We start from the raw sequence: 17,431 nt of genomic DNA on the forward strand, positions 1-17,431 counted from the left end.
GGATAAGCGTAGCGCCATGCGGCGCTCAGAACGCGCCGGTCTACAGGTTAAAAGATAACGATTACCCTGAAGGATGGATAGAACACATGAACTTACATGAATATCAGGCCAAACAGCTGTTTGCCCGGTATGGCTTACCGGCTCCGGTGGGTTATGCCTGTACTACTCCGCGTGAAGCAGAAGAAGCCGCTTCCAAAATTGGCGCTGGCCCGTGGGTAGTTAAATGTCAGGTTCACGCTGGTGGCCGTGGTAAAGCGGGCGGTGTGAAGGTTGTTAAGAGCAAAGAAGAGATCCGCGCGTTCGCTGAACACTGGCTGGGCAAGCGTCTGGTGACGTACCAAACGGATGCCAACGGCCAGCCGGTAAACCAGATCCTGGTTGAAGCTGCGACCGATATCGCAAAAGAGCTGTACCTGGGCGCGGTTGTTGACCGTAGCTCCCGTCGCGTGGTGTTCATGGCGTCTACTGAAGGCGGCGTGGAAATCGAAAAAGTGGCGGAAGAGACCCCGCACCTGATCCACAAAGTGGCTATCGATCCGCTGGCAGGCCCTATGCCTTACCAGGGACGCGAGCTGGCGTTCAAACTGGGTCTGGAAGGCAAGCTGGTCCAGCAGTTCACCAAGATCTTCATGGGTCTGGCGAATATCTTCCTCGAGCGCGACCTGGCGCTGATCGAAATCAACCCGCTGGTGATCACCACGCAGGGCGACCTGATCTGCCTCGATGGCAAGCTGGGTGCAGACGGCAACGCGCTGTTCCGCCAGGCCGATCTGCGCGAAATGCGCGACCAGTCTCAGGAAGATCCGCGTGAAGCGCAGGCTGCACAGTGGGAACTGAACTACGTGGCGCTGGATGGCAACATCGGCTGCATGGTTAACGGTGCGGGCCTGGCAATGGGCACCATGGACATCGTTAAGCTGCACGGTGGCGAACCGGCAAACTTCCTCGACGTGGGCGGTGGCGCAACCAAAGAGCGCGTGACCGAAGCGTTCAAAATCATCCTCTCTGACGACAACGTGAAGGCCGTTCTGGTGAACATCTTCGGCGGTATTGTTCGCTGCGACCTGATTGCCGACGGCATTATCGGTGCGGTGGAAGAAGTGGGTGTTAACGTGCCAGTGGTTGTGCGTCTGGAAGGTAACAACGCTGAACTCGGCGCGAAAAAACTGGCTGACAGCGGCCTGAATATTATTGCAGCGAAAAGTCTGACGGATGCAGCTCAGCAGGTTGTTGCCGCAGTGGAGGGGAAATAATGTCAGTTTTAATTAATAAAGATACCAAGGTTATCTGCCAGGGCTTCACCGGTAGCCAGGGGACTTTCCACTCCGAACAGGCGATTGCCTACGGTACGCAGATGGTTGGCGGCGTGACGCCAGGTAAAGGCGGCACCACGCACCTGGGCCTGCCGGTATTTAATACCGTGCGCGAAGCGGTAGAAGCGACGGGCGCGACCGCGACCGTCATCTACGTTCCGGCACCGTTCTGCAAAGACTCCATCCTGGAAGCGATCGACGCGGGTATCAAGCTGATTATCACCATCACCGAAGGTATCCCGACGCTGGATATGCTGACCGTGAAGGTCAAGCTGGATGAAGCGGGCGTGCGTATGATTGGCCCGAACTGCCCAGGCGTCATCACCCCGGGCGAGTGCAAAATCGGCATCATGCCAGGCCACATTCACAAGCCGGGCAAAGTGGGCATCGTTTCCCGCTCTGGTACCCTGACTTATGAAGCCGTTAAGCAGACCACCGACTACGGTTTCGGCCAGTCCACCTGCGTGGGCATCGGCGGTGACCCGATCCCTGGCTCTAACTTCATCGACATCCTGAAGCTGTTCCAGGAAGATCCGCAGACCGAAGCGATCGTGATGATCGGCGAGATCGGCGGAAGCGCGGAAGAAGAAGCGGCTGCTTACATTAAAGAAAACGTGACCAAACCGGTTGTGGGCTATATCGCGGGTGTGACTGCGCCGAAAGGCAAGCGTATGGGTCACGCAGGGGCGATTATCGCCGGCGGTAAAGGGACCGCAGACGAGAAATTCGCAGCACTGGAAGCCGCAGGCGTGAAGACCGTTCGCAGCCTGGCGGATATCGGTGAAGCACTGAAATCCATCATTAAGTAAATCCTCTCTGCTCTCTGAATGGGGAGCTTGATATAACAAAATGTCCGTTTCGACATGGTTGGCCGCTGAAAAGCGGCCTTTTTTTATTGCCTGCGTTTTGCTACCAGGGTGAATTTGTAGTCATCGCTGTTGAAAACGTTGCGGCTGTACTCAAAGACCCTGCCGTCTTTAAGAAACCCGCGAGACACTTTTTCAAGTATTGGTTTTGCCGGATCGAGCGCCAGGGCGGCGATTGCCTCCTGAGATGGCATTATCGGAACAAGTTCCTGCTCGCTGCGATCGATCACCATCTTTTTGACCTGCTCGATATAGTGATATTTGGAGTTTTCCATCACCTCCCAGGTCAGATCGGCAAACAGCGCCAGCGGCATCCAGGTTTCTTCGAGATTCACCGGTTTATGTTTGATAAAGCGCACGCGTTTGACGTGCCAGACTTTCTCTTCAGGCATCAGATCCAGTTTCTGGGCCAGCAACGCATCGGCTTTTATCACCTCAAAAATTTTGACGTCGCTGTGCGTGGCAATGTTTCTGTCGGCCAGTTTCTCGTAAAAGCCCGTGAGCTGGTAGATATCGTAATTGACGCGCTCCTCTTTCACATACGAGCCGCTGCCCTGAATGCTTTCGATGATGTGCTCTTCGGTGAGGAGCTTCAGGGCCTGCCGGACCGTAACCCGGCTGACGCCAAAGGTCTGCTGGAGAGCTGACTCCGTCGGTAGCGCATCGCCTGGCTTCAGCTCACCGCTGGCGATTTTTTCACGCAGCGCGTCGGCTATCTGCCGGTACATCGGTTTAGTGCCCATTCTGATTGATCCAATCAATACCTTTTCAGGGAATTATGCCTTCCGGCAAAAAATTGTAAATAATACAACTTAAATACAAATTATCAGGGTTAGTGAAAATGATCACATAAATGTATTGTTAGGTCTGCCACAATCGATCCTCACCAATGACAACATGAGTGTGAGGATCTTTATGGACCTGACGACCCTGGCCCATCCCGAGGCAATCTGCGTGCAAAAGCGCTTTGCCAGCCGCGATGAAGCCATACACCAGCTCACGGCGCAGCTGGTGGCGCTGGGCAAGATCACCGATGGCGATGCCTTTTTAGTGGAAGTTTTCCACCGTGAATCGCTTGGCCCCACCGCCCTGGGCGAAGGGCTGGCCGTTCCCCACGGTAAATCGTCCGCGGTGAAAGAGGCCGCTTTTGCCGTCGCAACGTTAAGTGAACCGCTGGAGTGGGAAGGGGTGGACGGCCCTGAACAGGTTGAGCTGGTTTTCCTGCTCGCCATCCCGCCTGCGCAGGCAGGCTCCACGCATATACAGCTTTTAACCGAGCTCACCTCCCGCCTCGCGGATGATGCCCTTCGGGCACGGGTGATGGCAGCAAAGACGGCAGACGCGGTGATTGCCGCCCTCGAAGATGCGCCGCAGGACGATGAGCGCGCCGCGCCGGTGAATGCGCCGACCATCGTGTGCGTAACAGCATGTCCGGCAGGCATCGCGCATACCTACATGGCTGCGGAATATCTTGAAAAAGCAGGGCGTAAGCTCGGCATTAATGTGGTGGTAGAGAAGCAGGGGGCGAACGGCATAGAGGGGCGGATTACCGCTCAGCAACTGCGGGAAGCGCAAGCCTGTATTTTTGCGACGGAAGTGGCGGTCAAGGAGAGCGAACGATTCAACGGCATTCCGGCTATTTCCGTGCCGGTGGCAGAACCGCTGCGCCATGCCGAAGCGTTAATCGAGCGCGCGCTGGCCTTGTCATCTTCGTCTGCTGCGCAGACTGTCCAGGCAGAAAAAAAGAGCGTTAAGACCGAGCTGAAGCAGGCGCTTCTCAGCGGTATCTCGTTTGCTGTGCCTCTGATTGTTGCCGGGGGAACGGTGCTGGCCGTGGCGGTGCTGCTGGCACAAATGCTTGGCTTGCAGCATCTGTTCGATCAGGAAAACTCATGGCTGTGGATGTACCGCAAGCTCGGCGGCGGCATGCTCGGGATTTTGATGGTCCCGGTGCTTGCCGCCTACACCGCCTTTTCGCTGGCCGATAAACCAGCCCTGGCGCCGGGGTTTGCTGCCGGACTTGCCGCCAACATGATCGGCTCCGGTTTTCTGGGGGCCGTCGCGGGCGGTCTGATCGCCGGCTACCTGATGCGCTGGGTGAAACAGCACATTCGCCTTAGTAACCGCTACAACGGTTTTTTAACCTATTACCTCTATCCGGTTATCGGCGTGCTGGGCGCGGGCAGCCTGATGCTGTTTGTGATTGGCGAGCCGGTGGCGTGGATCAACAACTCGCTGACGGCCTGGCTTAACGGCCTGTCCGGGGCAAACGCCCTGTTGCTGGGCACGCTTCTCGGCTTTATGTGTTCCTTTGATTTAGGCGGCCCGGTCAATAAAGCAGCCTATGCGTTCTGTCTCGGGGCGATGGCTAACGGCGTCTATGGGCCTTACGCCATTTTCGCCTCGGTCAAAATGGTCTCGGCTTTCACCGTGACGGCCTCCACGGTGTTAGCTCCCTCACTCTTTAAACCCTTTGAAATTGAAACCGGTAAATCCACCTGGCTGCTCGGGCTGGCGGGGATTACCGAAGGGGCTATCCCGATGGCGATAGAAGATCCGCTGCGGGTGATTGGCTCGTTTGTTCTGGGCTCAATGGCAACGGGGGCCATCGTCGGGGCGATGGGCGTGGGGTTATCTACGCCGGGAGCGGGCATTTTCTCCCTCTTTTTACTGCACCCTGCCGGACTGGGCGGCGTGATGGCTGCGGCAGGCTGGTTTGGCGCAGCGCTGGTGGGCACTGCAATCTCGACCGTTGTGTTGCTGCTCTGGCGACGCCAGGCAGTGAAAAAGGGTCACTACACCGTTGAAGACGTCACGTCATAACCACGCATAAACAGGAAACGAAGATGAAAGCTGTATCTCGTGTTCACATCACGCCGCACATGCACTGGGACCGTGAGTGGTACTTCACCACGGAAGAGTCACGTATTCTTCTGGTCAATAATATGGAGGAGATCCTGACGCGTCTCGAGCAGGACGATGCCTGGAAATATTACGTCCTCGACGGCCAGACCGCGGTGCTGGAAGACTACTTCGCGGTGAAGCCGGAAAACCGCCCTCGGGTAAGGGCGCTGGTACAGACGGGTAAGCTGATTATCGGCCCGTGGTATACCCAAACGGATACCACCCTCGTCTCTGCCGAGTCGATTGTGCGTAACCTGATGTACGGCATTCGCGACTGCATGGCCTTTGGTGAGCCGATGAAAATTGGCTATCTGCCGGATTCGTTTGGAATGTCAGCCCAACTGCCGCACATTTATAACGGATTTGGTATCACCCGGACCCTGTTCTGGCGAGGGTGCTCGGAACGTCACGGCACCGATAAAACCGAATTTCTCTGGCAGAGCACGGACGGCAGCGAAGTCACGGCGCAGGTGCTGCCGCTGGGCTACGCGATTGGTAAGTACTTACCGGAGGACGAAGCCGGATTGCGAAAACGTCTCGACAGCTACTTTGAAGTGCTGGAGAAGGCCTCGGTCACCAAAGAGATTTTGCTGCCTAACGGCCACGACCAGATGCCGCTCCAGCAGAATATTTTTGCGGTGATGGATAAACTGCGTGAAATCTACCCGCAGCGTGAATTTGTGATGAGCCGGTTTGAGGAAGTTTTCGATCGCATTGATGCCCATCGTGACCAACTTGCAACCCTGAAGGGTGAGTTTATCGACGGGAAATACATGCGCGTACACCGGACTATCGGCTCCACGCGGATGGATATCAAAATCGCCCATGCCCGGATTGAGAATAAAATCATTAATATTCTTGAGCCGCTGGCGACCCTTGCCTGGAGCCTGGGATTTGAGTATCACCACGGCTTGCTGGAGAAAATGTGGAAGGAGATCCTCAAAAACCATGCTCATGACAGCATCGGGTGCTGCTGTAGCGATAAGGTCCATCGCGAAATTGTCGCCCGGTTCGCGCTGGCCGAAGACATGGCCGACAACCTGACGCGGTTTTATATGCGCAAAATCGTCGATAACATGCCGCAACGCGATCAGGACAAGCTGGTGATGTTCAATCTGATGCCCTGGCCGCGAGAGGAGGTCATTAACACCACTATCCGCTTGCGCGCCCGTCAGTTCCGTATTGTGGATGATAAAGGCAACGACATCCCTTATTTCCTTCGTAGCGCACGCGAAATCGATCCGGGACTCATCGACCGGCAAATCGTCCATTACGGCAACTACGACCCGTTTATGGAGTTTGACATCCAGCTCAGCCAGATCCTCCCGTCAATGGGGTATCGCACGTTCTTTATTGAACCCCATGTTGCCGGGAGCGTGCGCCCTGCGCAGAACGCGCCCCAGGCGCTGCTGGAAAATGCGTTCTGGCAGATCGATATCAATGACGACGGGACGCTGCGCCTTCGGGATAAAGAATCCGGGCTGGTTTATGATCGCGCGCTGGAGATCGAAGAGAGTTCCGATGACGGGGATGAGTACGATTACTCTCCCTCTCGTGAAGAGTGGCGACTCACATCGGCGCAGGGCAAGCATGACGTTGAGGTGACGCATGAGGGCTGGCAGAGCAGGGCGGTGATCCGGCATCAACTGTCGGTACCGGCAAACCTGGCCGAGCGCTCGGCACGCCAGCGAAGCGGCTCGCTCACGGCTGAAGTTGAGATCACGCTCAGCCACAACAGCAGGCGGATTGATGTGGCGGTTCGCATGGATAACCAGGCTGACGATCACCGTGTCCGCGTACTGATCCCCACGCCGTTTACCACGCAAGAGGTGCTGGCTGACACGCAGTTTGGCTCGCTGACCCGCCCTGTGCACGATGCTGCGATGGACAACTGGCAGGCGGAGGGATGGAAAGAGGCGCCGCTGCCGGTCTGGAATATGCTGCATTACGCCGTCCTTCAGGCGCAGCGTAATGGCATGGCGCTCTTTACCGAGGGGCTACGTGAATTCGAAATCGTGGGTGACGATACCAAAGCCTTCGCCCTGACGCTGCTGCGCGGCGTGGGGGTGCTCGGCAAGGAGGATTTACTGCTGCGCCCGGGACGGCCTTCCGGGATCAAGATGCCGGTGCCGGACTCACAGCTGCGGGGCAAACTGGACTGCCGATTTAGCCTCTTCAGTTTTAGCGGCACACCGGAAAGCGCCGGCGTCGCTCAGCAGGCGAAGGCATGGCTTACGCCGGTGCATTGCTACAATAAAATCCCCTGGGATGCGATGAAACTTAACCGTGCGGCGTTCACCACGCCGGAGGGCTACAGCTTGTTGACCCTGTCGCCCACAGGTTGCGTCCTGAGTGCGCTGAAAAAGGCAGAAGACCGCGAGTCACTTATTCTCCGCCTGTTCAACCCCTCAGAAACCACCTCTTGCGAGGTGACGTTATCGATGAGTAGGCCGATAGCGGCATGTAACGAAACGGACCTGAAAGAGTGTCTACGGGAAGGGGAGGGCAATGCAGACGGGATCACAGGCGCTTTCAGACCGGGTCAGTCACGAACGTTTGATCTTAGCTTAGCCTGACATCACATCCTCCGATAACCAAGGCCGCAGACTGTGCGGCCTTTTGCTTCATAGAATAGTCACAACGTGGTGTTAATTTTGTGACTATTAAAAGTAAAATTAATGTAATTATCAGGCTTAACAGATCCCGCGTAAAATACTGTGAGGTGGATAGCATTATATGTTTGCCGTTAAATCACAGGTTGCGATCCGCACTGGTTAAATAAAATCACGTCTGTTTATATTATTATCTGTGACTGATAACTATTACCTTCCTGCAATGCACATATCGTTAACATGGGTTTTACCATTCTCACCACAATTAAACATGTTTAACAATGCCGTCTGTTTTTGATTTAAATCAATGTTTAATCCTTGGAAAAAGACATCAAAAGGCGTTAAATTGTCCGCGATCAAAATGGTCGAAAACCGGTATATTTGCTATAAATTGATCACCGTCGAAAAACGTAAAAGTGATTCATTAAAAACCTGTTTATTGTAAGGGTTTTGCAGCGTATTATATTTGCGGGATCAATTTGGGTTTTTTATTAACGTATTTGTAACCTTTCATCACTGCTTTTTCCCGTCGAGGAGAAAAAGCAGCGAAGAAGGGGAGCAGATTACTTTGTATTGGGGCATGCGTGTGAATCCGTTTATGACGGGCTTCACTCTCGGAGTCTTCATGCGATGAGCAAGGAGTCATGATGTTAGATATAGTCGAACTGTCGCGCTTACAGTTTGCCTTGACCGCGATGTACCACTTCCTGTTTGTGCCACTGACGCTCGGTATGGCGTTCCTGCTGGCCATTATGGAAACGGTCTACGTCCTCTCCGGCAAACAGATTTATAAAGATATGACCAAGTTCTGGGGCAAGTTGTTTGGTATCAACTTTGCACTGGGCGTGGCAACCGGCCTGACCATGGAGTTCCAGTTCGGGACTAACTGGTCTTACTATTCCCACTATGTAGGGGATATCTTCGGTGCGCCGCTGGCCATTGAAGGTCTGATGGCCTTCTTCCTCGAATCCACCTTTGTAGGTCTGTTCTTCTTCGGTTGGGACCGTCTCGGTAAGGTTCAGCACATGGCTGTGACCTGGCTTGTCGCATTAGGGTCTAACCTGTCTGCACTGTGGATCCTGGTGGCGAACGGCTGGATGCAGAACCCTATCGCCTCTGATTTCAACTTCGAAACCATGCGTATGGAGATGGTCAGCTTCTCTGAGCTGGTCCTGAACCCGGTGGCACAGGTTAAATTCGTTCACACTGTGGCCTCAGGCTACGTGTGCGGCGCGATGTTTGTACTGGGCATCAGCTCTTACTATATGCTGCGCGGTCGTGACTTTGCCTTCGCAAAACGCTCCTTTGCTATCGCAGCCAGCTTCGGTATGGCGGCGATTCTCTCCGTTATTGTTCTGGGTGATGAATCCGGCTACGAAATGGGCGACGTACAGAAAACCAAACTGGCGGCAATTGAAGCCGAGTGGGAAACGCAACCGGCTCCGGCTGCCTTTACCCTGTTTGGTATTCCTGACCAGGATGCGCAGGAAAACCGCTTCGCAATTCAGATCCCTTATGCACTGGGTATCATCGCTACGCGTTCCGTCGATAAGCAGGTTACCGGCCTGAAAGATCTGATGGAGCAGCATGAAGAGCGTATCCGTAACGGTATGAAAGCCTACTCGCTGCTGGAACAGCTGCGCGGTGGTTCGACCGACCAGAGCGTTCGTGACAGCTTTAACGACGTGAAGAAAGACCTGGGCTACGGTCTGCTGCTGAAACGCTATACCCCGAACGTCTCCGACGCGACGGAAGCGCAGATTCAGATGGCGACCAAAGACTCGATTCCACGCGTTGCGCCACTGTACTTCGCGTTCCGCATCATGGTGGGCTGCGGCATTATCATGCTGCTGATCATCGCGGCCTCCTTCTGGAGCGTGATTCGTAACCGTATCGGTGAGAAAAAATGGCTGCTGCGCACCGCGCTGTACGGTATTCCGCTGCCGTGGATTGCCATTGAATCCGGCTGGTTCGTCGCAGAATATGGCCGTCAGCCGTGGGCGATTGGTGAGGTACTGCCAACTGCAGTAGCGAACTCCTCCCTGACAGCGGGCGACCTGATCTTCTCCATGCTGCTGATCTGTGGTCTGTACACCCTGTTCCTGGTGGCTGAACTGTTCCTGATGTTCAAGTTCGCGCGCCTTGGCCCAAGCAGCCTGAAAACCGGTCGCTATCACTACGAGCAGTCCACTGCGACTACTCAGCCGGCACGCTAAGACAGGAGTCATCAAATGATCGATTATGAAGTATTGCGTTTTATCTGGTGGCTGCTGGTCGGTGTTCTGCTGATCGGTTTTGCGGTCACCGACGGGTTCGACATGGGGGTGGGCATGCTCACCCGTTTCCTCGGTCGTAATGACACCGAGCGTCGTATCATGATCAACTCCATCGCCCCGCACTGGGACGGTAACCAGGTGTGGCTGATCACCGCAGGCGGCGCGCTGTTCGCTGCCTGGCCGATGGTCTACGCGGCGGCCTTCTCCGGTTTCTACGTGGCGATGATTTTAGTGCTGGCCTCTTTATTCTTCCGTCCGGTCGGTTTCGATTACCGTTCCAAGATTGAAGACACCCGCTGGCGCAACATGTGGGACTGGGGCATCTTCATCGGTAGCTTCGTTCCACCGCTGGTGATTGGCGTGGCGTTCGGTAACCTGCTGCAGGGCGTGCCGTTCCACATCGACGAGTACATGCGTCTTTACTACACCGGTAACTTCTTCCAGCTGCTGAATCCGTTTGGTCTGCTGGCGGGCGTGGTCAGCGTGGCGATGATCATTACTCAGGGCGCAACCTATCTGCAGATGCGTACCGTGGGTGAACTGCACCTGCGCTCCCGCGCAACGGCGCAGGTTGCTGCGCTGGTAACGCTGGTTTGCTTCGCACTGGGTGGTGTTTGGGTAGTTTACGGCATCGATGGTTACGTGGTGACCTCGGCTATTAACCATGCCGCACCGTCTAACCCGCTGACCAAAGAAGTGGCGCGTCAGGCAGGAGCATGGCTGGTTAACTTCAACAACATGCCTGCGCTGTGGGCTATCCCGGCTCTGGGTGTACTGCTGCCGCTGCTGACCGTGTTGACCTCTCGTCTGGAAAAAGGCGCACTGGCGTTCGTGTTCTCTTCCCTGACCCTGGCGTGCATTATCCTGACGGCGGGTATCGCGATGTTCCCGTTCGTGATGCCATCCAGCACGATGATGAATGCGAGCTTGACCATGTGGGATGCGACCTCCAGCCAGCTGACACTGAACCTGATGACGTATGTGGCCTGCGTGTTCGTTCCGATCATCCTCCTCTACACCTCCTGGTGTTACTGGAAAATGTTCGGTCGTATCACCAAAGAGCATATTGAAAGCAACACCCACTCTATGTATTAAGTTAGGAGCTGAATATGTGGTATTTCGCATGGATTTTAGGGACGCTTCTTGCTTGTGCATTTGGTGTCATCACTGCCCTGGCGCTTGAGCACGTCGAAGCGTCAAAAGCAGGTGAAGAGAAGCACTGATGAATATCATTGCGACACTTTACCGTGTCATGGATAAGCGCCCGTTACGGGCGCTTTCTTTAGTGATGGCATTACTGCTGGCAGGCTGCATCTTCTGGGACCCGTCGCGCTTTGCGGCAAAAACCAGCGAGCTGGAGATTTGGCACGGCTTCCTGATGATGTGGGCCGTCTGTACGGGCGTGATCCACGGCGTGGGCTTTCGTCCGAAAGCGCTGCACTGGCAGGGGATCTTCTGCCCGCTCATTGCCGATCTGGTGCTTCTTGCAGGCCTGATTTTCTTCTTCTTCTGAATAAGAAATGTCCGTTAACCTTATGGGCTTACCCGAGCCCATAAAAATTTACTCTCCGTTTACTTTCTCCCATTCCAAACCATCATTCCCGCGCGTATAGTAGCGAAGTTTAAAAGCTCTCTCTATTTGTTGCATTACTGGGATGTAAAGTGAATACAACGCTGTTTCGATGGCCGGTACGTGTCTACTATGAAGACACCGACGCCGGTGGTGTGGTCTACCATGCCAGCTACGTTGCTTTTTATGAACGGGCACGCACAGAGATGCTGCGACATCATCACTTTAGTCAACAGGTGCTGTTGGCTGAGCGAGTTGCCTTCGTGGTACGCAAGATGACGCTTGAGTATTTTGCGCCTGCCAGACTCGACGATATGCTCGAAGTCCAAACTGAAATTACATCTATGCGCGGGACCTCGCTGGTGTTCACGCAGCGGATAGTTAATGCAGACAACACCGTACTGAACTCAGCTGAAGTACTGATTGTCTGTGTTGATCCAACCATAATGAAGCCTCGTGCGCTTCCTAAGTCTATTGTCGCGGAGTTTAAGCAGTGACTGACATGAATATCCTTGATTTGTTCCTGAAGGCTAGCCTTCTGGTTAAACTTATCATGTTGATTTTGATTGGTTTTTCAATCGCATCCTGGGCCATCATCATCCAGAGAACCCGTATCCTCAATGCTGCCAGCCGCGAAGCTGAAGCCTTTGAAGATAAGTTCTGGTCGGGTATCGAACTGTCTCGCCTGTATCAGGAAAGCCAGGGGCGTCGTGATAACCTTTCTGGCTCCGAACAGATTTTTTACAGCGGTTTTAAGGAGTTTGCGCGTTTACATCGTGCTAACAACCATGCGCCGGAAGCGGTCGTTGAAGGGGCGTCGCGTGCGATGCGCATTTCCATGAATCGCGAACTGGAAACGCTGGAAACGCATATTCCGTTCCTCGGTACCGTCGGTTCCATTAGCCCGTATATCGGTCTGTTTGGTACGGTGTGGGGGATTATGCACGCCTTTATCGCCCTGGGCGCGGTGAAGCAGGCGACGTTGCAGATGGTTGCACCGGGTATCGCAGAAGCGCTGATCGCAACCGCGATTGGTCTGTTCGCGGCTATCCCGGCGGTTATGGCGTATAACCGTCTGAACCAGCGCGTGAACAAACTGGAGCTGAACTACGACAACTTTATGGAAGAGTTCACTGCGATTCTGCACCGTCAGGCGTTTACCAGCACCGAGAGTAACAAGGGGTAAACCATGGCCAGATCGCGTGGACGAGGTCGTCGCGAACTCAAGTCCGAAATCAATATCGTTCCACTGCTGGACGTACTGCTGGTACTTCTGCTGATCTTTATGGCAACGGCACCCATCATTACGCAGAGCGTGGAGGTTGATCTGCCGGATGCGACAGAATCGCAAGCGGTGAGCACCAATGACGATCCTCCGGTCATCATTGAGGTTTCCGGAGTAGGGCAGTACAGCGTGGTGGTTGAGAAAGATCGTATGGATCAGTTGCCGCCAGAGCAGGTGATTGCCGAAGCGCAACGGCGTCTGGAGTCAAATCCGAAAACGGTCTTCTTGATCGGAGGCGCTAAGGATGTGCCCTATGATGAAATTATTAAGGCGCTGAACTTGCTACATAGTGCGGGCGTTAAGTCGGTTGGCTTAATGACTCAGCCTATTTGATCATCTGCGTAGTTTTTGGGAACCGATAGTGTCAAAGGCAACCGAACAGAACGACAAGCTTAAACGAGCGATAATCGTCTCCGCCGTGCTGCACGTGATTCTTTTTGCAGCGCTGATCTGGAGTTCGTTCGACGAGCATATTGATGCATCAGGCGGCGGTGGGGGATCCTCCATCGACGCCGTTATGGTGGATCCCGGTGCGGTCGTTCAGAACTATAATCGCCAGCAACAGCAGCAGGCGAGTGCGAAACGTGCTGAAGAACAGCGTGAAAAACAGGCGCAACAGCAGGCTGAGGAGCTGCGTGAAAAGCAGGCCGCAGAGCAGGAGCGTCTGAAACAGCTGGAGAAAGAGCGTTTGCAGGCTCAGGAAGCGGCGAAAGAGCAGGCGGAACAGCAGAAACAAGCGGAAGCGGCAGCGAAAAAAGCGCAGGAACAGCAAAAGCAGGCGGAAGAGGCTGCAGCCAAAGCGGCCGCAGACGCGAAAGCACAGGCTGATGCTCAGGCGAAACAGGCGGCCGACGCCGCGAAGAAAGCCGCTGCGGATGCCCAGAAAAAAGCGGAAGCAGAAGCTGCGAAGAAAGCCGCTGCCGATGCTCAGAAAAAAGCTGAAGCGGATGCTGCGAAGAAAGCCGCTCAGGAAGCCGAGAAAAAAGCGGCGGCTGACGCTGCGAAGAAAGCGGCTGCTGCCGAGAAGGCCGCGGCTGAAAAAGCGGCTGCCGCTGAAAAAGCTGCGGCTGATAAAAAAGCGGCTGCCGAGAAAGCTGCCGCAGATAAAAAAGCTGCAGCCGAAAAAGCTGCTGCCGATAAGAAAGCTGCTGCTGAAAAAGCTGCTGCTGAAAAAGCCGCTGCTAAAAAGGCCGCTGCTGAAAAAGCTGCTGCGGCTGCCGGCGTCGACGATCTGCTGGGCGACCTGAGTTCAGGTAAGAATGCACCGAAAGCGGGCGGCGGAGCGAAAGGAAACGGTCAGCCGTCTAAAGACAGCGGGACTTCCGGCGCCAACGGCGGTGCAACGGGTGCAGATATCAGCGCTTATGCGAAGCAGATTCAGGTGGCGATCCAAAGCCGTCTGTTTGATGCGGGCCTGTATCAGGGCAAACAGTGCGTGCTGCATATCAATCTTGCCCCGGATGGACGGTTAAAAAGCGTCACTTCTGAAGGGGGCGATCCTGCGCTTTGTCAGGCAGCGTTAGCCGCAGCAAGATCGGCGAACATTCCTAAACCGCCGAGTGAGGCTGTTTACGATAAGATAAAAGATGCCAAACTAGACTTTAAGCTGTGATCGTCTTTCCTTTGGGAAGTATGGAAAACCGACTATTGTCATAGCCAGGACCGTGTCGTTTTTATATTTGGGTTTGTTAACATTCTGCTAAATTATCATGGGTAAGGTTACCCGGATAAGGGAGATATGATGAAGCAGGCATTACGTGTAGCATTTGGTTTTTTAATGCTGTGGGCAGCTGTGCTGCACGCAGAAGTACGTATCGAGATCACCCAGGGGGTGGACTCGGCGCGCCCGATCGGCGTTGTTCCGTTCCAGTGGGCGGGGCCGGGTGCCGCGCCTGAAGATATCGGTGGCATCGTTGCGGCTGACCTGCGTAACAGCGGAAAATTCAACCCGTTAGATCGCTCTCGTCTGCCACAGCAGCCGGGCACCGCGCAGGAAGTACAGCCTGCCGCATGGTCTGCGCTGGGCATTGATGCCGTTGTTGTCGGTCAGGTAACGCCTGCTCCGGACGGTGGCTATAACGTCGCTTACCAGCTGGTGGATACCGGCGGTGCGCCGGGTACCGTTCTGGCTCAGAACACTTATAAAGTGAACAAGCAGTGGCTGCGCTACGCGGGTCACACGGCAAGTGACGAAGTGTTCGAAAAGCTGACCGGGATTAAAGGTGCATTCCGTACGCGTATCGCTTACGTCGTTCAGACCAACGGCGGTCAGTTCCCGTATGAACTGCGCGTCTCTGACTACGATGGCTACAACCAGTTCACCGTTCACCGTTCTCCGCAGCCGCTGATGTCTCCGGCCTGGTCTCCGGACGGCTCGAAACTGGCCTACGTGACCTTCGAAAGCGGTCGTTCAGCGCTGGTGATTCAGACGCTGTCTAACGGTGCTGTGCGTCAGGTTGCGTCGTTCCCGCGTCACAACGGTGCACCGGCATTCTCTCCGGACGGCACAAAACTGGCGTTCGCCCTGTCGAAAACCGGCAGCCTGAACCTGTACGTGATGGACATCGGCTCGGGTCAAATTCGCCAGATCACCGATGGTCGCAGCAACAATACCGAACCAACCTGGTTCCCGGACAGCCAGAACCTGGCCTTTACGTCTGACCAGGCCGGTCGTCCACAAGTTTATAAAGTGAATATCAACGGCGGAGCAGCGCAGCGTATTACCTGGGAAGGTTCACAGAACCAGGATGCTGATGTCAGTGCCGATGGTAAAACGATGGTAATGGTCAGCACTGCGGGTGGTCAGCAGCACATTGCCAAACAAGATCTGGTTACGGGTGGCGTGCAAGTTCTCTCGTCAACGTTCCTGGATGAAACGCCAAGTCTGGCACCTAACGGCACTATGGTAATCTACAGCTCTTCTCAGGGGATGGGATCTGTGCTGAATCTGGTTTCTACAGATGGGCGTTTCAAAGCGCGTATTCCGGCAACTGATGGACAGGTCAAATCACCTGCCTGGTCGCCGTATCTGTAAATAATAATTAATTGATTACTAAAGGAATCTTAGAAATGCAACTGAACAAAGTGCTGAAGGGGCTGATGATCGCTCTGCCTGTAATGGCAATCGCAGCGTGTTCTTCTAACAAGAACGCAAGCAATGACCAGAGCGGCGAAGGCATGATGGGTGCCGGTACTGGTATGGACGCTAACGGCAATGGCAACATGTCTTCTGAAGAGCAGGCGCGTCTTCAGATGCAGCAGCTGCAGCAGAACAACATCGTTTACTTCGATCTGGATAAATACGACATCCGTTCTGACTTCGCTGCGATGCTGGATGCTCACGCTAACTTCCTGCGTAGCAACCCGTCTTACAAAGTCACCGTAGAAGGTCATGCGGACGAACGTGGTACGCCAGAATACAACATCTCCCTGGGTGAACGTCGTGCTAACGCCGTTAAAATGTACCTGCAGGGTAAAGGCGTTTCTGCTGACCAGATCTCCATCGTTTCTTACGGTAAAGAAAAACCTGCAGTACTGGGTCATGACGAAGCGGCTTACGCCAAAAACCGTCGTGCCGTACTGGTTTACTAAGAGAATTGCATGAGCAGTAACTTCAGACATCAACTGTTGAGTCTGTCGTTACTGGTTGGAATAGCGGCCCCCTGGGCCGCTTTTGCTCAGGCACCAATCAGTAGTGTCGGCTCAGGCTCGGTAGAAGACCGGGTCACCCAACTTGAGCGTATCTCTAACGCTCACAGCCAGCTTTTAACGCAACTCCAGCAGCAGCTTTCCGATAACCAAAACGATATTGATTCCCTGCGTGGTCAGATCCAGGAAAGTCAGTATCAGCTTAATCAGGTTGTGGAACGTCAGAAGCAGATCCTGCAGCAAATGGATAGCCTGAGCAGCGGCGGTGCAGCAGCACAGCCTGCGACAGGTGACCAGAGCGGCGCTGCTACGGCGACGCCAGCTCCGGACGCTTCAGCCTCAACAGGCGCGCCTGTACAGAGCGGTGACGCGAATACGGACTACAACGCGGCCATTGCCCTGGTACAGGACAAATCGCGGCAGGACGACGCTATCGTGGCGTTTCAGAACTTCGTTAAGAAGTACCCTGATTCCACTTACCAGCCAAACGCCAATTACTGGCTGGGACAGTTGAATTACAACAAGGGTAAAAAAGACGATGCGGCGTTTTATTTTGCTTCTGTGGTGAAAAATTACCCGAAATCGCCTAAAGCGCCGGATGCGATGTTTAAAGTCGGCGTGATCATGCAGGACAAAGGCGACACTGCGAAGGCCAAAGCGGTTTATCAGCAGGTGGTTGCAAAATTCCCGGGTACCGAAGGTGCCAAACAGGCGCAAAAACGTCTGAATTCGATGGGATGATTAACGCATGACCAGAAATCGTGTTATTTCTGGTCGTGCAGCATGATTACTAAGCAGTTAAGTGATCTTCATCGAAATTTTTGTTGCGCTGAAATCTTAAACCAGTAATATATGCCGCCGTTGCCACGGGATATCAAACAACGTGAAAGCAGCGCAAAAGTGGGTCGTTAGCTCAGTTGGTAGAGCAGTTGACTTTTAATCAATTGGTCGCAGGTT

General features: G+C 54.4%; 16 protein-coding genes. 15 read left to right on the forward strand and 1 reads right to left on the reverse strand.

Features of this window, described 5'->3' with window-relative positions:
• Positions 1-86 precede the first annotated feature (86 nt).
• A complete protein-coding gene (gene sucC / locus QLG21_RS08255) occupies positions 87-1,253 on the forward strand; it encodes an ADP-forming succinate--CoA ligase subunit beta (protein WP_058610549.1) in 1,167 nt (388 codons plus the stop codon).
• Positions 1,253-2,122, forward strand: a complete 870-nt coding sequence (gene sucD / locus QLG21_RS08260) for a succinate--CoA ligase subunit alpha (RefSeq protein ID WP_006177198.1) — start codon at positions 1,253-1,255, stop codon at positions 2,120-2,122. The genes sucC and sucD overlap by 1 nt, the downstream gene beginning before the upstream one ends.
• Positions 2,123-2,205: 83 nt before the next feature.
• Here the strand turns inward: sucD and QLG21_RS08265 are convergent, their stop codons facing one another.
• Entirely contained in the window at positions 2,206-2,922 is a 717-nt protein-coding gene (locus QLG21_RS08265; RefSeq protein ID WP_137849053.1) for a GntR family transcriptional regulator, read from the reverse strand.
• 172 nt (positions 2,923-3,094) lie between these two features.
• Here QLG21_RS08265 and mngA point away from each other — a divergent pair, with 172 nt between their 5' ends.
• From mngA to cpoB, 13 genes are all read left to right on the forward strand, one after another.
• A complete protein-coding gene (gene mngA / locus QLG21_RS08270) occupies positions 3,095-5,002 on the forward strand; it encodes a PTS 2-O-a-mannosyl-D-glycerate transporter subunit IIABC (protein ID WP_282484204.1) in 1,908 nt (635 codons plus the stop codon).
• Positions 5,003-5,025: 23 nt separating this feature from the next.
• On the forward strand, positions 5,026-7,659 hold the full coding sequence (gene mngB / locus QLG21_RS08275) for a mannosylglycerate hydrolase (protein WP_282484205.1): 2,634 nt from the start codon (positions 5,026-5,028) through the stop codon (positions 7,657-7,659).
• 683 nt (positions 7,660-8,342) lie between these two features.
• Entirely contained in the window at positions 8,343-9,911 is a 1,569-nt protein-coding gene (cydA, locus tag QLG21_RS08280; protein ID WP_042321014.1) for a cytochrome ubiquinol oxidase subunit I, read from the forward strand.
• Between the two features lie 15 nt (positions 9,912-9,926).
• Positions 9,927-11,066 carry a cytochrome d ubiquinol oxidase subunit II gene (cydB, locus tag QLG21_RS08285; RefSeq protein ID WP_137849050.1) on the forward strand — a complete coding sequence of 380 codons (1,140 nt, stop codon included), beginning with the start codon at positions 9,927-9,929 and terminating at the stop codon, positions 11,064-11,066.
• Between the two features lie 14 nt (positions 11,067-11,080).
• On the forward strand, positions 11,081-11,194 hold the full coding sequence (gene cydX / locus QLG21_RS08290) for a cytochrome bd-I oxidase subunit CydX (RefSeq protein WP_006177208.1): 114 nt from the start codon (positions 11,081-11,083) through the stop codon (positions 11,192-11,194).
• Positions 11,194-11,484, forward strand: a complete 291-nt coding sequence (gene ybgE, locus QLG21_RS08295) for a cyd operon protein YbgE (RefSeq protein ID WP_006177209.1) — start codon at positions 11,194-11,196, stop codon at positions 11,482-11,484. The genes cydX and ybgE overlap by 1 nt, the downstream gene beginning before the upstream one ends.
• 149 nt (positions 11,485-11,633) lie before the next feature.
• A complete protein-coding gene (gene ybgC / locus QLG21_RS08300; RefSeq protein ID WP_042321018.1) occupies positions 11,634-12,038 on the forward strand; it encodes a tol-pal system-associated acyl-CoA thioesterase in 405 nt (134 codons plus the stop codon).
• The gene (gene tolQ / locus QLG21_RS08305; protein WP_137849049.1) at positions 12,035-12,727 is read left to right on the forward strand and encodes a Tol-Pal system protein TolQ; all 693 of its coding nucleotides are present in this window, start codon (positions 12,035-12,037) and stop codon (positions 12,725-12,727) included. The genes ybgC and tolQ overlap by 4 nt, the downstream gene beginning before the upstream one ends.
• Positions 12,728-12,730: 3 nt before the next feature.
• Positions 12,731-13,159: a colicin uptake protein TolR gene (tolR, locus tag QLG21_RS08310; RefSeq protein WP_003858589.1), complete on the forward strand. Its 429-nt coding sequence runs from the start codon at positions 12,731-12,733 to the stop codon at positions 13,157-13,159.
• Between the two features lie 28 nt (positions 13,160-13,187).
• Complete coding sequence (tolA, locus tag QLG21_RS08315) at positions 13,188-14,438, forward strand: cell envelope integrity protein TolA (RefSeq protein WP_282484206.1); 1,251 nt, start codon at positions 13,188-13,190, stop codon at positions 14,436-14,438.
• A 129-nt stretch (positions 14,439-14,567) separates the two neighbouring features.
• Positions 14,568-15,860 carry a Tol-Pal system beta propeller repeat protein TolB gene (gene tolB / locus QLG21_RS08320; protein ID WP_137849047.1) on the forward strand — a complete coding sequence of 431 codons (1,293 nt, stop codon included), beginning with the start codon at positions 14,568-14,570 and terminating at the stop codon, positions 15,858-15,860.
• A gap of 35 nt (positions 15,861-15,895) precedes the next feature.
• A complete protein-coding gene (pal, locus tag QLG21_RS08325; protein WP_006177214.1) occupies positions 15,896-16,417 on the forward strand; it encodes a peptidoglycan-associated lipoprotein Pal in 522 nt (173 codons plus the stop codon).
• Positions 16,418-16,426: 9 nt separating this feature from the next.
• Positions 16,427-17,215: a cell division protein CpoB gene (gene cpoB / locus QLG21_RS08330; protein WP_137849046.1), complete on the forward strand. Its 789-nt coding sequence runs from the start codon at positions 16,427-16,429 to the stop codon at positions 17,213-17,215.
• Positions 17,216-17,431: the final 216 nt, after the last annotated feature.

Source organism: Enterobacter sp. V87_3 (assembly GCF_029967835.1).
Lineage (GTDB): Bacteria > Pseudomonadota > Gammaproteobacteria > Enterobacterales > Enterobacteriaceae > Enterobacter > Enterobacter cancerogenus.

Excerpts from the sequence above, each read along its gene's own strand:
- pal (WP_006177214.1), top strand. The coding sequence starts at position 15,896 with ATGCAACTGAACAAAGTGCTGAAGGGGCTGATGATCGCTCTGCCTGTA.
- cydB (WP_137849050.1), top strand. The coding sequence starts at position 9,927 with ATGATCGATTATGAAGTATTGCGTTTTATCTGGTGGCTGCTGGTCGGT.
- sucD (WP_006177198.1), top strand. The coding sequence starts at position 1,253 with ATGTCAGTTTTAATTAATAAAGATACCAAGGTTATCTGCCAGGGCTTC.
- mngA (WP_282484204.1), top strand. The coding sequence starts at position 3,095 with ATGGACCTGACGACCCTGGCCCATCCCGAGGCAATCTGCGTGCAAAAG.
- ybgE (WP_006177209.1), top strand. The coding sequence starts at position 11,194 with ATGAATATCATTGCGACACTTTACCGTGTCATGGATAAGCGCCCGTTA.
- cydX (WP_006177208.1), top strand. The coding sequence starts at position 11,081 with ATGTGGTATTTCGCATGGATTTTAGGGACGCTTCTTGCTTGTGCATTT.
- sucC (WP_058610549.1), top strand. The coding sequence starts at position 87 with ATGAACTTACATGAATATCAGGCCAAACAGCTGTTTGCCCGGTATGGC.
- QLG21_RS08265 (WP_137849053.1), bottom strand. The coding sequence starts at position 2,922 with ATGGGCACTAAACCGATGTACCGGCAGATAGCCGACGCGCTGCGTGAA.
- tolR (WP_003858589.1), top strand. The coding sequence starts at position 12,731 with ATGGCCAGATCGCGTGGACGAGGTCGTCGCGAACTCAAGTCCGAAATC.
- cydA (WP_042321014.1), top strand. The coding sequence starts at position 8,343 with ATGTTAGATATAGTCGAACTGTCGCGCTTACAGTTTGCCTTGACCGCG.
- mngB (WP_282484205.1), top strand. The coding sequence starts at position 5,026 with ATGAAAGCTGTATCTCGTGTTCACATCACGCCGCACATGCACTGGGAC.
- tolB (WP_137849047.1), top strand. The coding sequence starts at position 14,568 with ATGAAGCAGGCATTACGTGTAGCATTTGGTTTTTTAATGCTGTGGGCA.
- cpoB (WP_137849046.1), top strand. The coding sequence starts at position 16,427 with ATGAGCAGTAACTTCAGACATCAACTGTTGAGTCTGTCGTTACTGGTT.